The sequence below is a fragment of the Stenotrophomonas sp. 10L48 genome (assembly GCF_056395105.1).
Window position 1 is genome coordinate 74039 of sequence record NZ_JBFTIX010000010.1, and the last position, 16496, is coordinate 90534.

General features: G+C 58.5%; 12 protein-coding genes. 2 read left to right on the top strand and 10 right to left on the bottom strand.

Features of this window, described 5'->3' with window-relative positions; translation table 11 throughout:
• Positions 1–57: 57 nt before the first annotated feature.
• The 6 genes from AC1DCU_RS16600 to AC1DCU_RS16625 are packed head-to-tail and all read right to left on the bottom strand — an operon-like array spanning position 58 to position 11070.
• Positions 58–1851 carry an AIPR family protein gene (locus tag AC1DCU_RS16600; RefSeq protein WP_442251580.1) on the bottom strand — a complete coding sequence of 598 codons (1794 nt, stop codon included), beginning with the start codon at positions 1849–1851 and terminating at the stop codon, positions 58–60.
• Entirely contained in the window at positions 1842–2870 is a 1029-nt protein-coding gene (locus AC1DCU_RS16605; RefSeq protein WP_478013620.1) for a PD-(D/E)XK motif protein, read from the bottom strand. Before AC1DCU_RS16605 ends, AC1DCU_RS16600 begins: the two co-directional genes overlap by 10 nt.
• The gene (locus AC1DCU_RS16610; protein WP_442251582.1) at positions 2851–5820 is read right to left on the bottom strand and encodes a Z1 domain-containing protein; all 2970 of its coding nucleotides are present in this window, start codon (positions 5818–5820) and stop codon (positions 2851–2853) included. The genes AC1DCU_RS16605 and AC1DCU_RS16610 overlap by 20 nt, the downstream gene beginning before the upstream one ends.
• A 10-nt stretch (positions 5821–5830) precedes the next feature.
• Entirely contained in the window at positions 5831–7288 is a 1458-nt protein-coding gene (locus AC1DCU_RS16615) for an ATP-binding protein (protein WP_442251583.1), read from the bottom strand.
• A 43-nt stretch (positions 7289–7331) separates the two neighbouring features.
• Positions 7332–9452: a sigma-70 family RNA polymerase sigma factor gene (locus tag AC1DCU_RS16620; RefSeq protein WP_442251584.1), complete on the bottom strand. Its 2121-nt coding sequence runs from the start codon at positions 9450–9452 to the stop codon at positions 7332–7334.
• A 40-nt stretch (positions 9453–9492) separates the two neighbouring features.
• On the bottom strand, positions 9493–11070 hold the full coding sequence (locus AC1DCU_RS16625) for a DNA cytosine methyltransferase (protein WP_442251585.1): 1578 nt from the start codon (positions 11068–11070) through the stop codon (positions 9493–9495).
• Positions 11071–11099: 29 nt separating this feature from the next.
• On the opposite strand from AC1DCU_RS16625, the gene AC1DCU_RS16630 reads away from it, so the two are divergent.
• On the top strand, positions 11100–11573 hold the full coding sequence (locus tag AC1DCU_RS16630) for a very short patch repair endonuclease (RefSeq protein WP_478013621.1): 474 nt from the start codon (positions 11100–11102) through the stop codon (positions 11571–11573).
• 483 nt (positions 11574–12056) lie between these two features.
• Here the strand turns inward: AC1DCU_RS16630 and AC1DCU_RS16635 are convergent, their stop codons facing one another.
• The 4 genes from AC1DCU_RS16635 to AC1DCU_RS16650 all read right to left on the bottom strand — a co-directional run bounded on the left by AC1DCU_RS16635 (position 12057) and on the right by AC1DCU_RS16650 (position 15669).
• On the bottom strand, positions 12057–12407 hold the full coding sequence (locus AC1DCU_RS16635; RefSeq protein ID WP_442251586.1) for a hypothetical protein: 351 nt from the start codon (positions 12405–12407) through the stop codon (positions 12057–12059).
• Positions 12408–12506: 99 nt separating this feature from the next.
• Positions 12507–12875: a hypothetical protein gene (locus tag AC1DCU_RS16640; protein WP_442251587.1), complete on the bottom strand. Its 369-nt coding sequence runs from the start codon at positions 12873–12875 to the stop codon at positions 12507–12509.
• 622 nt (positions 12876–13497) lie between these two features.
• A complete protein-coding gene (locus tag AC1DCU_RS16645) occupies positions 13498–15132 on the bottom strand; it encodes a hypothetical protein (protein ID WP_442251588.1) in 1635 nt (544 codons plus the stop codon).
• Positions 15133–15210: 78 nt separating this feature from the next.
• On the bottom strand, positions 15211–15669 hold the full coding sequence (locus AC1DCU_RS16650; RefSeq protein WP_478014222.1) for an energy transducer TonB: 459 nt from the start codon (positions 15667–15669) through the stop codon (positions 15211–15213).
• A 202-nt stretch (positions 15670–15871) separates the two neighbouring features.
• Here AC1DCU_RS16650 and AC1DCU_RS16655 point away from each other — a divergent pair, with 202 nt between their 5' ends.
• Positions 15872–16471 (top strand): hypothetical protein, encoded by a 600-nt coding sequence (locus AC1DCU_RS16655; protein WP_442251590.1) that lies wholly within the window; start codon positions 15872–15874, stop codon positions 16469–16471.
• The last annotated feature ends 25 nt before the right edge of the window (positions 16472–16496 follow it).

Here is a 16496-nt window from a genome sequence, read left to right on the forward strand (position 1 = left end):
AAGCTTGGAGGGCTTCTTGCTGCTGCGCATATGCGGAGGAGATAGATCTCAAAATCTTCACCTCAGTTCAGGGATTGATTTTCCAATATCACTAAGCCGAATGCTCTTCAAGCCGAGCCAGCACTCTTCCTTTTTTGCCCACTCGCTGATCATCTTTCCCTTGGCGGAGGCATGAAGTGCTGCATTCACCTCCTTCGCCCAAATTCGGATCTGATCTTTGAAGCTCTCTGAGAGGCCTTGTTGCTCCCAAACTCGCATCAGATCAACTCCTGAACCATGCTGCTGGGACAGAAGTGCAACCAAGTAGATAGCAACGTTGCCTTGGAATGCAGGAAACAGTGGCCGAACGAGCGACTGAATCTGCTTGAAAATGATAACCTTCGCAATCATCTGCTTGAACCCTATTGCATCCGGGACCGCAGATTCTCCCCTCTCTTCGCGCTCTCTAACATCGTCCATGAAGCGTGCGAAGTTTTTTTGCCCACCGAGACTCGCTTGGTCAGGTCGTCCATCCCAAGAGTTCAAGAACTTGGCAAGGTCTGTCTTGACTAGGCGACGCGAAGGAGGAATGACTAAGGTTTTGAGTGTCCGATACTTCGTAGCCGTGCTGCCCTCTCGCGCCAACTTGGTGTTGTAACTGCCGGAGGCACGTTCATAGAACCAGCGGCCGACACCATCTGGGAGGTAGACGGTGTCAGACAGTTTCTCGAGCTCAACGTGGAATGGTGAGTTGGCAGAAAGATCAGACTGCTTGACAGTGTTCTGGCTGTTCGCGAACCGCGATATGTCGCTGATAAGCGCCTCTTCCGCAGCGGAGTTGTCCGTCTTGAGGATCACAACCTTGGCTGGCACTTGGACCTTGGACAAATCGGTGTCTGCGAACTTCTTCTTGGTGAAGTATATAGATGCAGTCGTCTGGCCACCGTTAACGATCTGCATGCCCTTCAGCCATGCAATACCAGGGCCACCATCGCTGGTTTTTCCTAGGCTGACTTCGTCGGCAACCACCACAATGCCATTGTTGTAGGCCACAAACTTCTCGGGCTCTGAGCGCAACGTGGCTTGGATACCCTTGTTCACCTTTCCAGTGGCGCTCAGGAACGAGCGCACATTTGCTTCAAGAAGACGGGCGCCGTACTTGTCATACAGGTGGCGAAGCACGTCGGCCGGGAATACCGTCATCGCGTAGTCATAGCTGTCCTCCTCGCCCCGGATATAGACGCACGGGAGCGGGGTGCCTGCCACTTCTGCAAAATTGACTACCAGCTCGTCCCTCGGCTTTCCCTCTGACAGGTGGCGGTTGAGCCTCTCGATGTCCATCACCTCAAGTCGTACGGTCCGGCCTCCAACCTCCTGCGACTTGAAGTTCTTGGTCTTCACTTGGCCATCGGTCAGCACGTAGATCCGGATCTCCTCGAAGTCCCGATAGCCACGTTCAATATGCACCGCGAGTTCGTAAGCCTCGTTCGATGGATCGAGCGTCTTCGTCATCTTTCCCTGGGCAGATTGCGAAAGAAATCGGAAGCAGTACTCCGCGGCTTGCTTTGCTTCAGAGTCCGGAACGGCCTGGACCTTGTCCGAATCCTTGTAGGACGTCACGAACAGGTCAAGGCGTTCCCCGTCCTCAGAGATGGAGTATCCGCTTAGCCTGATGTTTCCCACATGGACGCGCGTGTCAACGTGGCAGACCTGTGGCTCATACGTCATGCCCACTTCTTCCATGTGGCGCATCGTAATCTCGGCGAAAACCAGCTCCGGATAGGGATACGCGGCTCCCGAAACGGACATGCGATCCTCTACTTCATCCTGTACTTCCGCGCGAATCTGCGAAAGGAAATCGGTCAATTCCATTGATTCTTCACTCCAAGACTGGTCGAAATATCAGCGTAAGTAAACGCCGCAATCGGAAATGCATCCAGATCGAGCGAGTAACGTGCCTCATGGATTGCCGCGGGCACGCTGGAACGAGTGAGGCGAGGCGATTCAGCGCATACGATTCGATATGTGAGCTCACTGGACCGGAAACGCCTTGTGTACTCGGCTCGAGTCATGTCCATGTAGCCAGCCGAAACGAGCCGACTGTTCAGCAAGGCAGATGCGCCGGGATCGTGGATTCTTCCAGCCACTTGGTCAATCAAGTCGGGAAGGGTTAATCCCACACTCAGGTGAGTTAGACGAACCGCCGCAACAAAGAGGGGCTGGTGCAGGCTGTCATCCAACTGATCAAGGTTGGAAATCCTTGCGATAAATCCTGCCGGTGCCAGGGTTGTCTTCACTTCGATTGCACCATCACCAAGCAGGAAGTCGTGTAGCCCGTCGTCAGGCCCGGCCCAGCTGTCGAGAGCGTCGAATTCTGAAACTCCATCGTCCAGAAGGTTTTGAAGAACCAAGAGTTCTCCAAAGAGCCCAATCTCTTCCTCCGTGGAAAGAACGCCTTCACTGTCGCGCTTCATGAAGGCTTGCCAGGCACGGATCCTGGAAATCATTGCACTATGAATCCGTAAGCCGTCCTGAGCGGACGTGCTCTCCATCAGGTTCACCAGATCTACCGCCACTTTGGTAAAGAGCTCAAGGGATCCAGATTCCTGTCGAACCAAGGCAAACCATGAGTGGCCTGCAGGGTGGCCCTGGAGCTCTGTGCTTATCAGGCTAAACCCCTGGCCGCGTGGAAGCTGAAATGGTTGGGATGGCAGGTTTCCCTTGACGCCGACCAGGACGCTCTCTTCATTCCGTGCGCCACGACGGCCTGCCATCACGCAGCAGTTGCCGATGCTGAAAAGCTCGATAACCTTCCAGCCATCGCCTGTGGCAAGGCCGCTCAGGGCGCGCCACGCGGCGACCAGCTCTGTGTCACTGCTGGATCGGAGCATTCATATCCTCCCAGCCGATGTTGTTGATGACGTACTCGGGGATGTCGGAATACTCGCTCTCCCAACCGACGTTGTTCACCTTGTAGGGAACCTTGATATCCGAGCTGCTTCCAGGAAAGCTCACGGCAAATGCCAAGACGGGTGGGGCGCCTGCAAGGTTCTTCGGGCGTTCCCAATCTGTCCCTATCTTGGCGCCCGCACGAGCTGGATCAAGAACATACAGAATCAGCAGACCCTTCTCTGGCTCCGCCGTCACGGTCGAAGTTCCCTTGCCTCGAACTCGGCGCAGCGCCACGCCACTGGGGGTGTCCGGAGCCGAAGCACTTTTCTTCTCCGCCTTCTTCTCCCAAGTGGACACGGTGAGCGCGAGCGCGGCGTCCCATTGATCCTGGCTCACGTCAATTGACTCGTCGGTCGGATCAAGGAGGACGCCAATAGAGTACCGGCTCCCCTCCATCGAATCCGCCTTTCTGCGCGCCATGCCAACACTAATCCCTGGAGCAAGCTCATAGGGCTCACCCGATTGAGTCCCCAGAACAGCCACTGTCCACTCCGTGAGCTCGTTTGTTTCCGCCATCTTGCGGATGAACTGAGCAAGCACGTTGCTGTTCACCCGGTGGGCGGCTGACAGTGTGCTGTAGCTGTCAAGGAAGTCGACTACGGTTGTGAAGTCGACACCTCGCCAGAGATGCCCCTGCCATTCCTTGGAGCCCCCTTGGAATGCCGCCTTTATGGCGTTGCTCTCGTCAGGCTTTCCCATTTGCACGGCAAGCCGATTACCTGCATCCAGGTTTCGATTCAGAGTCGGTTGATCAGTCGGGAAGCTGACTGTCTGAACAAGCTCACCACTGTACGAAAGGTGCAGTGTCTTCGCGCTCCGCATCTTGATCTGCGACGTAACCATCATCTCGGGATGCGACTGGACCTTCAGCCCAAACTCCCTCGGCGTGGCCCCAGAATTGGCCATGAGATCGAACTCTTCTCTCAGCTCTGCTGATGCATCAGAGATATGCTTGAACCAGCGAATGAGGTCCGGGGATGTATAGAGACGGCAGAGATCAAGGTAGCCCGGACGGTATCCGAACCACCGACCCATCTGCATCAGCGTGTCGTACATCTTTGATGCGCGCAGGAAGTAGCTGGTGCAGAGGCCTTCCAGCGTAAGGCCGCGTGCAAGCTTGTCGCCACCGATAGCGATGACTTTGAGGCCTCGATCCTTGTTCTGCTCGTAATCCAAGGCATCCTTGGCAGTTCCATTGATCATTCGCACTTCGATGTCATCGAGTACTCCCGGCAGCGCAGAAGCGATGTTTTGCCAAGTAGCATCTGCACTGGGAAGGTCACCCAACCCAAGCTCACGAACCGCGGCAGAAGCAGGAAGGAAGTCACGATTCCACAGCTCCTGCAGACTGGATAGAACGTCGGCGTGGTCGATCCCGCGCCCAATCGCCTGTCGGGCATGCTTGACGTAATCGTCAATGTCAGCCTTTACCACCTTCTGGACGTTGTTGAATCGTGTGACGTGAACGAGCATCGAGCTATGCTTCTTTCCTTGGCCACGGAGCTTCCTGACAGTGCATGCCAGGATAAAGGAGTCGACTGCCTCTCTTAGACTTGGTGGCAGCGCGTGCTCATTGCTCCACACCGGAACATGATCGATCTTGTGGCCCGTCGGCATCCATCCCGTTGTCTTGTCGTCTGACTGGTAGTCGCCCACCGGTTGGGTCAGAGGAAGCTGTCCCTTGCGACCCTCCGGGGACGCGCGCCCAAACATCGTCGTAGGGCCAACGTAATTGTCCGGTGCCGCCAGGCTCTGGATGAAGGCGGATGGGAAGAGATCAGGACCTTCGTTGCGTGTCTCACCGCGTTCATGAATGAAGATGTTTGCGAAAGGCGTGGCGGTGTAGCCCACGTACGCGGAGCGCGAGAATGAATTCAGTATGCGCCGGATCAGTTTGTTGATCGCTGTTGGATCATGTTCCTCATCGGGCTTTCCTTCTTCGTCGACTACCTCTTCACCAGTGTCAACTGAGGCATTGTCAGCTTCGTCATCAATGATGAGCAATGGGAACTTGGTCGCCCTTCTGGCCACGATGGGGAGCTCTTTCGTGTTCGAGGAGGCGGGCTCCGCGCTTGGAACAGGCGCATCCGCGACGTGCGTCTGAATCCACCTGAGAAGCCTGGCAAGTACCGATTTGTTCTTCTTGACGACAAACAGCCAAGGCCGCTGTTCGGGGCTGATCGAAAACTGCTTTCCAGCTGACTCACCAAAATCACCGTTGTCAGCTCGTGTTGTAGCGCAATTGGGCTTGATGGAAATATCACTGTCGATCAAGCCGACGCCCACGCGCTTGAGCGCGTTCTGCGTAGAGTTGGTCTCATACCCCAGGAAGCCTTCTTCAAGGCGTATCTGCGTCTGGGATCGCAGGTTGTTATGCAGCCCGGCGAGGACGATGATGATCTTGTACTGCGCATCCGCGGCCTTGCATACGAGACCGGTATAGCTCGCCGTCTTGCCTGACTGCACGTGCCCGACAACAAGTCCCCGGCGACTCCACTGGCCAGAGCGCAGAGGGTCCTCAAGCATCCCCAGAATCTTGTCGGTTGATTTGTCCAGCTTGTCAGCGATGTCCCAAGACAAGTCCTTTTCGATCATCTCCCGGTACCGCTGCCAGTAACGCCAGTCCTCTTTCCTGGAGGAGTCAAGCCAGGGTTCATGGCCACGATCGTCGGAGAGACTAATGTCATCACCGATCCATACACTGAATCGCCGGATAAGCTCGTCCGTAACAGCGTCACGATCAAGATCGGCTGCCCACCTTCGATTCATCATCAGCACCAGGCTGATCTTCTCGTCAATCAACGTAGGAGTGATCGGTCCTGAATCCTTCTCGCCAGCCAGAAGCTCCTGGACAATCTTGATAACGCTGCTTTCGCTTGAGTCACTCATGGTTCTCTCTTCAGTCCTTGGAGATGTTGTCCGGCAAATTTTTGACCAGCTCTGAGTGGAGATCGAAGGGTTCGGTTCTTAGAAGCTGCCGCTTTGCCATGCTTGGCGACATGCCCTTCTTCTCCACCAGGCTCCGGTAGATCACATTGAGAACCTCTCGAACTGAGTCGTCGGGCTCCCCTGTGAATCCCCCCTTTGCATGCTCTCCGCTTTCCGCAGCTTCAAGCCAGATTCTCTGCACGGGGATAGTTTCCTCGAGGACACGCAACATCGCTTCAACCTTGGTGCCGTACGCTGCGTCATCCAGCAGTTCTTTCACCGCTGCGTGCGTACGGTCGACACGGTAGCGTCGACCTGTCGCCGTGTCTCTCGACTGCCACACGGGTACAACCTCGTCGCGGCGGCCCAGCGATGAATTCGAATGCGCCCGATGCAGGAATACCTTGCGCGCCCTGTCGCGCGCGTCTTCGGCCAAGCGGTAGAGCTGATCCCGCAGTGCAGCGGGAGGATGAGCGGATGACTTGCGGATGTCGATCTTCCATTGCGCATCAAGATCGTTGGGCAGGTCCAGCCGGATGCGTGCGAGCCTGTGAGCCTCGTCCTTGGACCAGGAGCGTCCACGTCCCAGGCCGAGCCAGCTGCCTGCAACCAAAAGTCTCCGTCCACGATAGATGTAGAAGCCTTGCTGACTCGACCATCCCTCGGTTCCGCCCGCTTCAGCGTAGGCCTTGTCGTTGAGGCGGTCCTTGTGGGGCAGCACGAAGGCTTGGCTGGTGATTCTCAGACCACCTTCGCCAACGTTCGACTCGGGTGACCTCCAGGTTGCCGGATTTGACGACAGGAATGGGTCCCATGGTCTAACTGCTTTCCCGTTGAGCCGCAGCTCAATGCCGGGGCCGCTACCGTCAAGATAGCGGTGGAAGATCATCGCGAGGTGGCGCTCCACGTCGTCAATGAGGTCAAGGAAATGCCTGCTTGTGAAGCCTTCAGTGACAATCCGATCGAGTTGTTCCCACAGGACTACTGTCCCTGATGACTGGGCAGTGTGCTGTACCAGGCGTGGCTCTGAGGATGACTCGGGTCCATCAAGAAGGTGCCACTCGCCATCAGGATCTGAAGCAAGAACATCCAGATCCCAGCGCAGGCAGCTCGATTGACCATCCTTGATGCTCAGAACGGTCAACCTTCTGGCTTGTGAGAACGATGCTGTCTTGAGTCCCAGGCCAAAGCGACCCAAGTCCGAGGCCGCCCGTACGTCCAAGGGGTTGCGGTCGCCGAGGAGCATTGCGCTGAATAGCTCAGCATCGTTCATGCCTCTGCCGTCATCTGCAATGGATATCCAGCTGTCTACGCCATTCCAATTGAACCCGACCTCTACTTGGCCCGCGCCAGCGGAAATGCTGTTGTCCACCAGGTCCGCCAGCGCCGTGGCCGTCGTGTAACCCAGGCCGCGCAGTGCCTCAACCATGGCGTCAGCCCTGGGGGGAGCATTTCGGCCTTGCGGCCTACCCCTACTGTTCTGCTGCATCGTCAGCCTCCGGCTTTCCATTGACCAACTCCCTGAGACGCCGCGAAGGGTGGCGCATCAGTCTTAGCGCCTTGGACTCAATCTGACGTATCCGCTCTCGAGTTACGCCAAAGACCTGGCCGACTTCCTCCAATGTCTTGTCGTTGCCGTCGATCAATCCAAACCGATGTCGGATGACTTCAGCTTCTCTTGAACCAAGCGCACTTAGGCAGTCATCGATCGCTCGCCTACGCAAATATCCATCAGTGACTTCCTCAGGCGGCTGAAAGGTATCTGGAGTGGCGATGACCAAATCTGCTGTCTCATCCTGCTGGTGCCAAGAGACCGCGTCGTGCGCCACATTCAGCAACTTTGCTACATCCCCAACTGATAGATCGCAGACCTTGGCGATGTCCTCGGCGCGCACGTCATCGAATGAGTCTTCACGGAGGACTCTGGCTGCCTTTGAAACCTTGTTGACCTTTTCCATGACGTGTATGGGCAACCTTATGACACGCGCTGTGTCTCCGATGGCCCGTCCAACGGACTGTTTCAACCACCACATTGCATACGTAGAAAATTTGTTGCCCCTTGCGTAATCGAATCTGTCGATAGCCTTGAGCAGGCCTATCAGGCACTCCTGAATGCGATCCATGCGTGGCAGCGTGCTCCACGCGTGGCTGTCTGCCACGTGCACTGCGAGTCGAACGTTTGCATGGAACATCTCGAGCTCAAGGCGCGACAGACGCTGCACCGCTCTACGCAGTAGTACGCTTGTGCACCCAGCTGCCCTGAACTCCTTGTCAAACCGTTTAACGGTCGATGAGGTCAGCTCCAGCGCAGATACTGCGGCCAGTGCATCCCTAGCAAGACCTTGGTTGTCTGGATCTTCCTGGAAGGCGAAACATCCGCAGCGTGCGCTTTCCAGCATGTCGCTCAGGTTGAGTCCGCTGACGGGCTGGGCCGGGGCTGGATCATCATCGGCGTCATCCGTGGCGTCGAGAAGATCGCTGGCGGGCTCATCGTCTTCGCTGCTGATGTGGCTGATTTGGCCGACTGAGACGCGACCCCGCTCAAAGTCTGTGGCTAGGCCTGCTATCGACGCGACAGCATGGGGGCTCTCTGCGATGGCGCGATACGCATCCTTGAGGGACAGGTCCAGCAAAAGCCCAATTCGTTCTTCGCCCGTACGGTCAAGCAGAACAGACGACTGGGCAATCTTTGCGAAGTGGAAGTAGGGATCGTTCGTCATGGACGCGAGATCCTGCATGAACTGCTCCAATTCACCGGTATCGCTGTCCGATGCTGGTTCGCTCTCCTGTTCTAGATGCAGAGGAGGTAGCCACTCATCATCGTCTTCCGGTACGGCGTCAATCTGGCCCATAAGGACAGTGAGCTGGCGAAGTACATCGCCCCTCTCATCGCCTTCAATCTCACGGGAGATGATCTCAAGGTCAAGGGGATTGAAGTTGCCCTCCATCCGGGCGCGATGAACTAGCGCTTCGAAGAGTCCATGTGTCGAGCTGTGATTGAGCTCCCGGACCAGTGAAATTTCGGCGTGACTTGGCAGTAGCTTCGCCAGGTCATTCCAGTCCTCATCGTTATCGACAATTACGTGCCTGGAAATCACCTCCTGCACGATCTGTATTGTCGATCGAAGCGAGGGATCCTCTAGCGGCGCTTCGGTCGTGTCTTCTTCCTCCCAAGTGGCAAAGAACTCGGATTCGAATTCAGCATCGTCGGGAGAGGAGTTTTGTGTGGAATCAGTGGCTCGCGTTTGAGCAGATTCCTCGGCCTCATCATCACGTTCATTGCTCCAGAGGCCGTCCAGCGTGGCTGGTGAATCGTCAGCCTTCTGGACTGCGAGCCGCTGAACTTCGAGAGCATGCTCCGAAATCAGGCGGCAGAGATCCAGATGTCCTTTGGAAGCGGCGAGCACATGTAGTGTCCGCCCCTGCTGGTCGCGTGCCTCTACGTCACCCCCGAGTTGAAGGTAGCGCAGAACATGCTCCGCATCGCCGCGAAGCGCGGCGAGTCGAAGGAGCGGCTTCAGCGATGATTGCCGCTTGTCCCCGGCGCTGGCTTCACTGCCAGCCCGGGTAACTGTAGAGCCCAGGGACTCCATTTCCCCTTGATTCATTGGTTCCCCCTGTTGAACCTTTCGCCTAGCTGAGTATCGACCACACGACTCGGGCGATCTGTCTGGCAATCAAAGGCGGAACTGCATTTCCGACCTGTACAAATTGTTGAGTCCTATTGCCGAGGAAAACATAGTCGTCCGGGAACGACTGCAACCGAGCGGCCTCTCTGACAGTGAGACTTCGGCACTGGCGAGGATCCCAATGGATGAACGCGTGACCATCTCTCGAAAGGTGGCTGGTCACCGTATTGGAAGGCTTGCCCTTGAGCTGAACGCGGAAGCGATCCGAGAACGAACCACTTTCCCAGTTCAAGTGATCAGGCGCGAGCTTCTTTGGGAAGTCACGGCTGGTCGGTGATCTGTCGTGCTCGCGCGCGAATGCCGCGCAGAAGAGGTAGCGCCCGAGGTCGGATTTCATGTGTCCCCGAGTCTCGTGGTTGAGCACGGAGTGCTGCGAGTCGCTCTTGAGCTGCTTGACGTAAGGGTTGCTGTCCTGGGTGTACTTGACCGAGCCGCGCGGAAGCCCGCCGGATGGAACAATCGAGCTGAGCTTCTCGATCAGCTCTGGATGGGATTTGCCCAGAATCCGGACCAAGCGATCCCTCTCCGATTCCATGGCCTTCCGCCATTCTTCGGGATCGTCCTGTTTGCGGCTCAGTCCGCTTCTCAGCCGGGGAAGCCCCTCTAGGGCTTTCTTCACACTGACCGGCTCTGCGGCATTGAGGCCGGGCAAGTCCTCGATTCCATCGGGAAGAAGATCTTCCCGGACACCCATGATGATGACCCGGTGTCTCGCCTGTGGAATTCCATGGTTCTCACACTTGATGATGAATGCAGACGGATCCTCCGCGACAAGTTCGCTGGTCCGCTTCTGATTCGCCTCAACGTGGATAGGAAGAAGCACATAGCGATACCCGTTCTTTCCCCCCTTCTTTTCCCTTTTCAGGGCTGCAGCAGGGTCGGAGAGATCGCGCATGATTGCAGCGAACATCTCCTTGTTGCCAACCTTGGAAGTCAGGATTCCCTTGACGTTCTCCATGATGAAGACAGCGGGGGAGAACTCGTCAAGAAGACCCAGGTACTGCTTGTAGAGGAAATGCTTCTTGTCCCCTTTTGAGGAGAATCCCTCCACATGCCGCTGGCGAGCCCGGCCCACGACGGAATAAGCCTGGCACGGGGGGCCTCCGATGAGGATCATCTTTTCGTACTGATCCTTGACCTCGTTGATCCGTGAATAGAGGGCCTGATTGTCCCGTTCTTCTCCCAGGGTGAGGTTGAGCGCCTCGCTCTCGGCTTCAGCCCACAGGTCACTCCATCGACCGTTTCCGAAATGTGCTGCCGGAGGAAGGGCCTCGCCCTTCGCAATTTCATCCAGATAGTCGTAGTACTCTCGCGGGACCTGGCCTTCCTGCCGGATGAGCAAGCGATAGAAGGCCCTGAGACGGAGAGTCGAGTGCGCAGACTTCTCCATTTCAGCGGATACCGCGAGTTCGAAGGGGTACTTGGCACCTTCTTCGGGCTTGAAGCTGCTGAACCCTTCGCCGAGGCCACCGGGGCCGGCAAAGATGTCAATTACACCGATGGGCTTACGTACTGCGGTCAAGACGGAGTCTCTGCTAGATGGTTGATGTGATGAGCCCGGCTGTTCGATCAGCACTGATGTCGAGAATCAGGGCCAAGAACACCAAGCCGGAGGTCACTGTCCGAAGGCACCTTTGGGCGCGCGGCTTCCGCTTTCGACTTCATACGAAGGGCCTCGCAGGAAAGCCTGACCTTGTGCTTCCGAAATGGAAGGCTGCAGTGTTCGTTCACGGGTGCTTCTGGCATCGCCATGAGGGTTGCCCTTTCTTCAGACTTCCGAAGACACGAGCAGGCTTCTGGGATGCAAAGCTCTCCGCCAATCGGCAGCGCGACCTGGCGGTAGTAGGGGCGCTTCTGGACATGAGCTGGCGCGTGGCAGTTGTATGGGAGTGCGCTATCCGACTCGACTCGAGTGTCGCGAGTGATCGCCTTTCGGAGTGGATATCCAGTGATCGCAAGGAAATAGAGATCCTGGCCAGCGACGGCACAGTAATCTGTGGAGACTTGGATAGCGGTCAACCGTGAAAAATCCATCTGCCTACGACCATTCCCTTGTTCATTTTCGCGTTCAGAAAGGGTGGTCGCTTTTGATCCAAGATGCCGGCCCCAATCTGTCTGCGGCAGGGTTCAGTGCTCCACTCTGAATGTCTGAGCCGCGCCCCCCGACGCCTGACGGAATCATACCAGGGTGGAAGCCCCTATCGCAGATTCTTTAGTAGCGCAGGGCTGTCAGAGCGGGGGCGCCGAATGCCTGCGCCGCAGGAGTCAGGTGCTGGTACTCCATGACCGCTCGCTTTGGGCAGCCGAAGGCAAGCCGGGCAGGCGTCTCCAGAGCCTTGCTGGAGCTTGGTCGGCTCCGACTTCACCGACCTCGTGAGCAGGAAGATAGGCGGGTCACGTGGGCGTCTAACTTGCCGGGACGGCCAAATCACTCGCGTTGTGGGTGTTCATAGGGGGAGGCCGGACGGGAGCTTGTCTAGCATGCTCACGCACTCAGGTTGAGGATCACTATTCCCCCAAAATCCGCCCACTCCAATGCAACATCAGCGGCACAGCGCACGGAACATCAATCCACCTGTCCGCAAACAGCACAATCCTAAGCTGCTCCATCGAGTTGTCCACCAACATTACAGGCGTGCCGTGGCAACTGACCACGAAGTACCTCTTCCCTGGGTGCCACGCGTCCCGCACCACGCCCCCGCGTACCAGCCGCACGGCGTCCTCGCGCATGACAGCGAACTCGGCATCAGACACCTTTCGCAGCGTCCACAGGTTCAGCCCAATCCTGGGCACAAACCAGTTGGCGATCACCGCAGACAGTATCGTCAGCAGGACAACGGCATAGATCACAAGCCTCATTGGAAGCTCTACAAATAGCTGACGGACAACAAGGCGAGCGGGACGCGACAACGCGTCAGCAGCCCGCAGCGTGGCGGCAGATGCCCGAGCCCATCCGGGCTACTCCCGAACCCGTAACCGCTCAATCACCTGCGCAGTCAGCCCCACGCACGCCATCATCAACCCTTCCATCACCCGGTCCCCCAGGTACTCCTCAGGCGCGCCGTTCTGCCGCGTGCGCTCCGCAGCCAACAGCACCTCCTGCACCACGCGCAGCCCCGCCAGCGCGCAATCCGCATCTGCCAGTTCAAGACAGCGCCCAGGCAATTGATGCCGCTCTGGCCAAGGCTGGCCATCCGCCGCCGCACCGGTACCGATGCGATGCAGCGTGGCGACAAAGGCGTTGGGATCGACGGACAGTTCGCGCTCGGCGTCGGTGTTGTCCGGATCGTAATGCGCGTGCAGGGAACGGAAATCCGATGTGTTCATGGCAATGCTCCGTACAGGACAGACAGCAGCGCCACCGATAGAGGTGGCGGACGATGCGTGGCTCGAAAACCGGTGAATACCCAAGCCGGCGGGCCCGAAGGCCCCCACGCACCGCCCGCCATGGAACGCGAACGGATTGCCAGCCGGCGCCATCCGAAGATGACGCCGACTGACAAGCGCAAAGCACTGGGTATTCAGACGGGTTTTCGAGGCCCGCGCCACCGGTGCTCGGTGGCACGCCAAGATGTACCCGCGCAGATGCCAAATGCCAAGAAGTCGCAGGCCATTGAGGCCGCAAGTGCTGACGCTTACGGCATTGTCGCATGGCCGCTACGTAGCGAATCGATTGCGGGGCAGCGGTTTCGGCGGAAGTTAAGGTGTCCCTTGTATCCGCGTATCAACGCACGGTTCGGCGCGTGGCGCCGTTCCAATCGCGACAGATCGTTCAGAGATGCAGGGCAGGGAGCAGGACGAAAGCGTCACCACTCAGATGCGTCGCTCAACAATCTGTCGCGGCCATAAAGCATTGGCGTGCAGGCCAAAGTAGTCCCGAAACACGTGTCCCCGCGGCCGCCCCAGACCTCCTCCGCCTGCCCCGAAGCAGCGCGGAGGAGTGGATGGCTCAGGTCTCAGCCATGGGGTGCCGCGTGCGCGGCAGCTCCGGCGGGCGGCTGCCATGGTTCATCACCTCGCGCACCTGGTGCTCCTGTGCGTAGAACTGGTTGGCGCAGTCCTGCGCTTCGCGAGCGTAGTCCTGCATCACGCCAATCACTGCATTGCTGGCATCGTGCTGCAGATCCACGGCAGTCAGATGCCGCGCGCCACCGTGCATGAACGCCACGGAGGTCACCTGGGCCACGCATACCTCCACCCGGGTTGGTCCGAAGCGCACCGCGCCCTCGGCCAGCGTGCCGTTGCCCGCGTACGCATTGCCCGCCACCCGCTGGCCGCGATGATAGGTGCCGACGTAGCGGATGCGGTACAGCGTGGATTGGAAATCGACGCGATTCCACAGCTTGTGTGCCGATGCCATCGCAAACTGTGCAGACGCGACGAAGGCCAGTGCCACCAGGCCGACCATCGCGTTGCCGCTGCTGCGCGCATACACAAAGGCCAGCACCACCCCCACAACGCCCAGCAGCAGGCCGAACAGCCCCAGCGCCAGCAGTGGTTGCTGGCTGGGCGACTGCCATGCAGCACGGAATGCCGAGATCAGCCCCGACGCGCTCTGGTCTGCACGTACGCTCGGTTCTTCTTCCACCAGCAGTTCGCCATCGAAGGTGTCCTTGCTGACGTTGTGCTCATGCACATAGCGATGATGAGGCTGCGGAATGCGGCTGGAAAGCCGCAGCAGGAGGCCGCCGCTGAGGTCTGCCATCTGCATCTTCTCATCCACGATATGCCGTGCTGCCGACGCGCTGTAGCTGCCCGTCTGGGAGATCAGTGCGACTGTGAACAGCGCGCTGGCAATGAGGCCGCTACCGAGCACAGCGAGGGTGGGCAGCACGACCGTGGAAACCGCGAACGGCGGGACGGGTACCTGTACCGGCGAAAGCGTGATGGCCAGCGGCCCGGCAATGGAGACCAGCAGCAGCGTGACGATGGCCGGCCAGCGCGGTGCGGGAACGTTGTTGCTGGCCGCATCCAAGGCGCCCTTGCGAATGGCCGACAACGTTGCGAACGGGCGCAGCAGCACCACCGAGACAATGAAATAGAAGCCCGCCATCCACGCGAAGGCGGTTGGCTGCGCAAAGACCCACGCCAGGCCGAAGCTGACCAGCACCGCGGCCAGGTAGATTGCCCGCTGCAGCTGCAGCTCGGCGTGCCAGCGGATGGTAGGTGGCGCGTTGATCAACTGCGGAACCAGGCCATAGAACATGGACAGCAGCGCACCCGAGGGGCGCTGCCGCACCGGAATGCCGTTGTTGATGACGTTGAGCAGGTAGTTGCGATGCTCGGATTCGCCGCTGGGCAGGGCAATCAGCCCCGAATCACCGGGTACAACGGTGAAGCGGAAATAGCGCATGGCCTCGCGGATGTGCACGCCACCGAACAGCAGCAGCGTGATGCCGGTGACCAAGCGCCCGATGGCACCGATGCCCATGCTGCGAACCTGATCGGCATTGGTAACGCTGAGCAGCAGGATGAGGCCGAACAGTAGCGCAAATGCACCCAGCGCGAGATGCAGGGTGTTTGGCAGTCGCATGGGATTGATGGTGACGGCCTGTGCAGGCGGCGTGCTGTACTCGGTGCTCATCGGAATCTCGAAAGGACGCTCGAACGGCAATAGCGGCCGCCTTCCAGGATTCTTGAGAGATTCAGGGGTTTGTGGGAATCAACGCCCGCGCGCCTCAAATATCACGCGGACCCGCGCACGCACCGCGATGGCCGAACCGTCGTGCACGACAGGCTCGAAGCGCCACTGTTGGAGCGCATCCAGCGCCACACGATCCAATTCCCGCATGTATGTTGACCGCGCAACCATCACGCTGCGCACTTGCCCTTCGGTGCCGATGTCCACCACGAGGATCGTCTCCGCCGGGTGTGGCAGAGGCGCTGCATCTGGCGGAACGTGCGGGGCGGGGGAAGTCAGTACCTTTGGCGGTGGGAGTGCCGGAAGCTCGGGGTTGTCGCCAGGCTCGATGAAGAGCGTGGTTGAGACCTTCGTCAGCCCCGATGGCGAGGGGGCTGTGGAGTGCGCGCGCGGCGTCGAAGCGCAGCCGGTAAGCGCAAGGGCGGCGGCTACCATGACGACGCGAGCGGCCATGATGTTGAAAGCAGTTGGGCTGGGCATCTGCTCAGCATAGTAGCTGCATCGTCGCTTGCGTCATGGCTTAAGGACTCGCCAACGCATGGCTGCTCCCAGTAGACATTCCCACCCCAGCGCTGGGATGTGTGAAGCCAGTTCAGGTCCTGCAGGCCGGTGCGGTGTATAAACTGCCGACAAGTGAGTGCCCGAATGTGAGGAACGGATGCGACACCCACTGAGGCCATGGATGGTGCTGTTGCCCCTGCTTATGGGCGGCTGTGGCACCCAGGCACCCCAGATGTATGGCGATGGTTTCCCCCTCGCCAAGCCAATGGATCTAGTCCACGCAGGTGCAACGGTAGAGGCGCGTTTTGAACTGCCGCCGCCCTGGGAGAAGGACCCCAGACCTCGCACGTTCCTGATCGGCTTCCGTACCGGTGGGCCTGCCAAGCGTCCGGACATGAAACAGGGAGATGTCGACTTTCTTGAAGACGCCCGGATTCCCTTGAAGGTGCGGCTGTGGAAGCTGGATGGCAACACCGAGATGCCCATCGCGCTGCACGCCTTGAATCGCGATCTGCCCGCTGTGTGGCAGGGCAGCCGATATCAACCGGCCAAGGGCGATGTATTCGAATACAGGAATGCCGTCGGCGCGGATTCGAACAGTCTGGTTAATGCAGGAAAGTACGATATGTCACTGGCCTACCGGGAATACGAGGTGGCCCGTGCCGATTCTGGAAATCTGACAGCCGGGAAGTACCGGCTGAAAGTGACCAGCCTTCAGGGCAACCCGGAAGTTGCACATCTCAACATCGAGCTTCTCGTCGCCAACTACAACGTGAAGTAGAGCCGGTGCCAGCCAAGGCTTCGCG

Bases quoted from the DNA above. Each gene is read 5' to 3' on its own strand.
- AC1DCU_RS16600 (WP_442251580.1), bottom strand. From the start codon at position 1,851: ATGGAATTGACCGATTTCCTTTCGCAGATTCGCGCGGAAGTACAGGAT.
- AC1DCU_RS16605 (WP_478013620.1), bottom strand. From the start codon at position 2,870: ATGCTCCGATCCAGCAGTGACACAGAGCTGGTCGCCGCGTGGCGCGCC.
- AC1DCU_RS16610 (WP_442251582.1), bottom strand. From the start codon at position 5,820: ATGAGTGACTCAAGCGAAAGCAGCGTTATCAAGATTGTCCAGGAGCTT.
- AC1DCU_RS16615 (WP_442251583.1), bottom strand. From the start codon at position 7,288: ATGGTTGAGGCACTGCGCGGCCTGGGTTACACGACGGCCACGGCGCTG.
- AC1DCU_RS16620 (WP_442251584.1), bottom strand. From the start codon at position 9,452: ATGGAGTCCCTGGGCTCTACAGTTACCCGGGCTGGCAGTGAAGCCAGC.
- AC1DCU_RS16630 (WP_478013621.1), top strand. From the start codon at position 11,100: ATGAGCCCGGCTGTTCGATCAGCACTGATGTCGAGAATCAGGGCCAAG.
- AC1DCU_RS16635 (WP_442251586.1), bottom strand. From the start codon at position 12,407: ATGAGGCTTGTGATCTATGCCGTTGTCCTGCTGACGATACTGTCTGCG.
- AC1DCU_RS16640 (WP_442251587.1), bottom strand. From the start codon at position 12,875: ATGAACACATCGGATTTCCGTTCCCTGCACGCGCATTACGATCCGGAC.
- AC1DCU_RS16645 (WP_442251588.1), bottom strand. From the start codon at position 15,132: ATGAGCACCGAGTACAGCACGCCGCCTGCACAGGCCGTCACCATCAAT.
- AC1DCU_RS16650 (WP_478014222.1), bottom strand. From the start codon at position 15,669: ATGCCCAGCCCAACTGCTTTCAACATCATGGCCGCTCGCGTCGTCATG.
- AC1DCU_RS16655 (WP_442251590.1), top strand. From the start codon at position 15,872: ATGGTGCTGTTGCCCCTGCTTATGGGCGGCTGTGGCACCCAGGCACCC.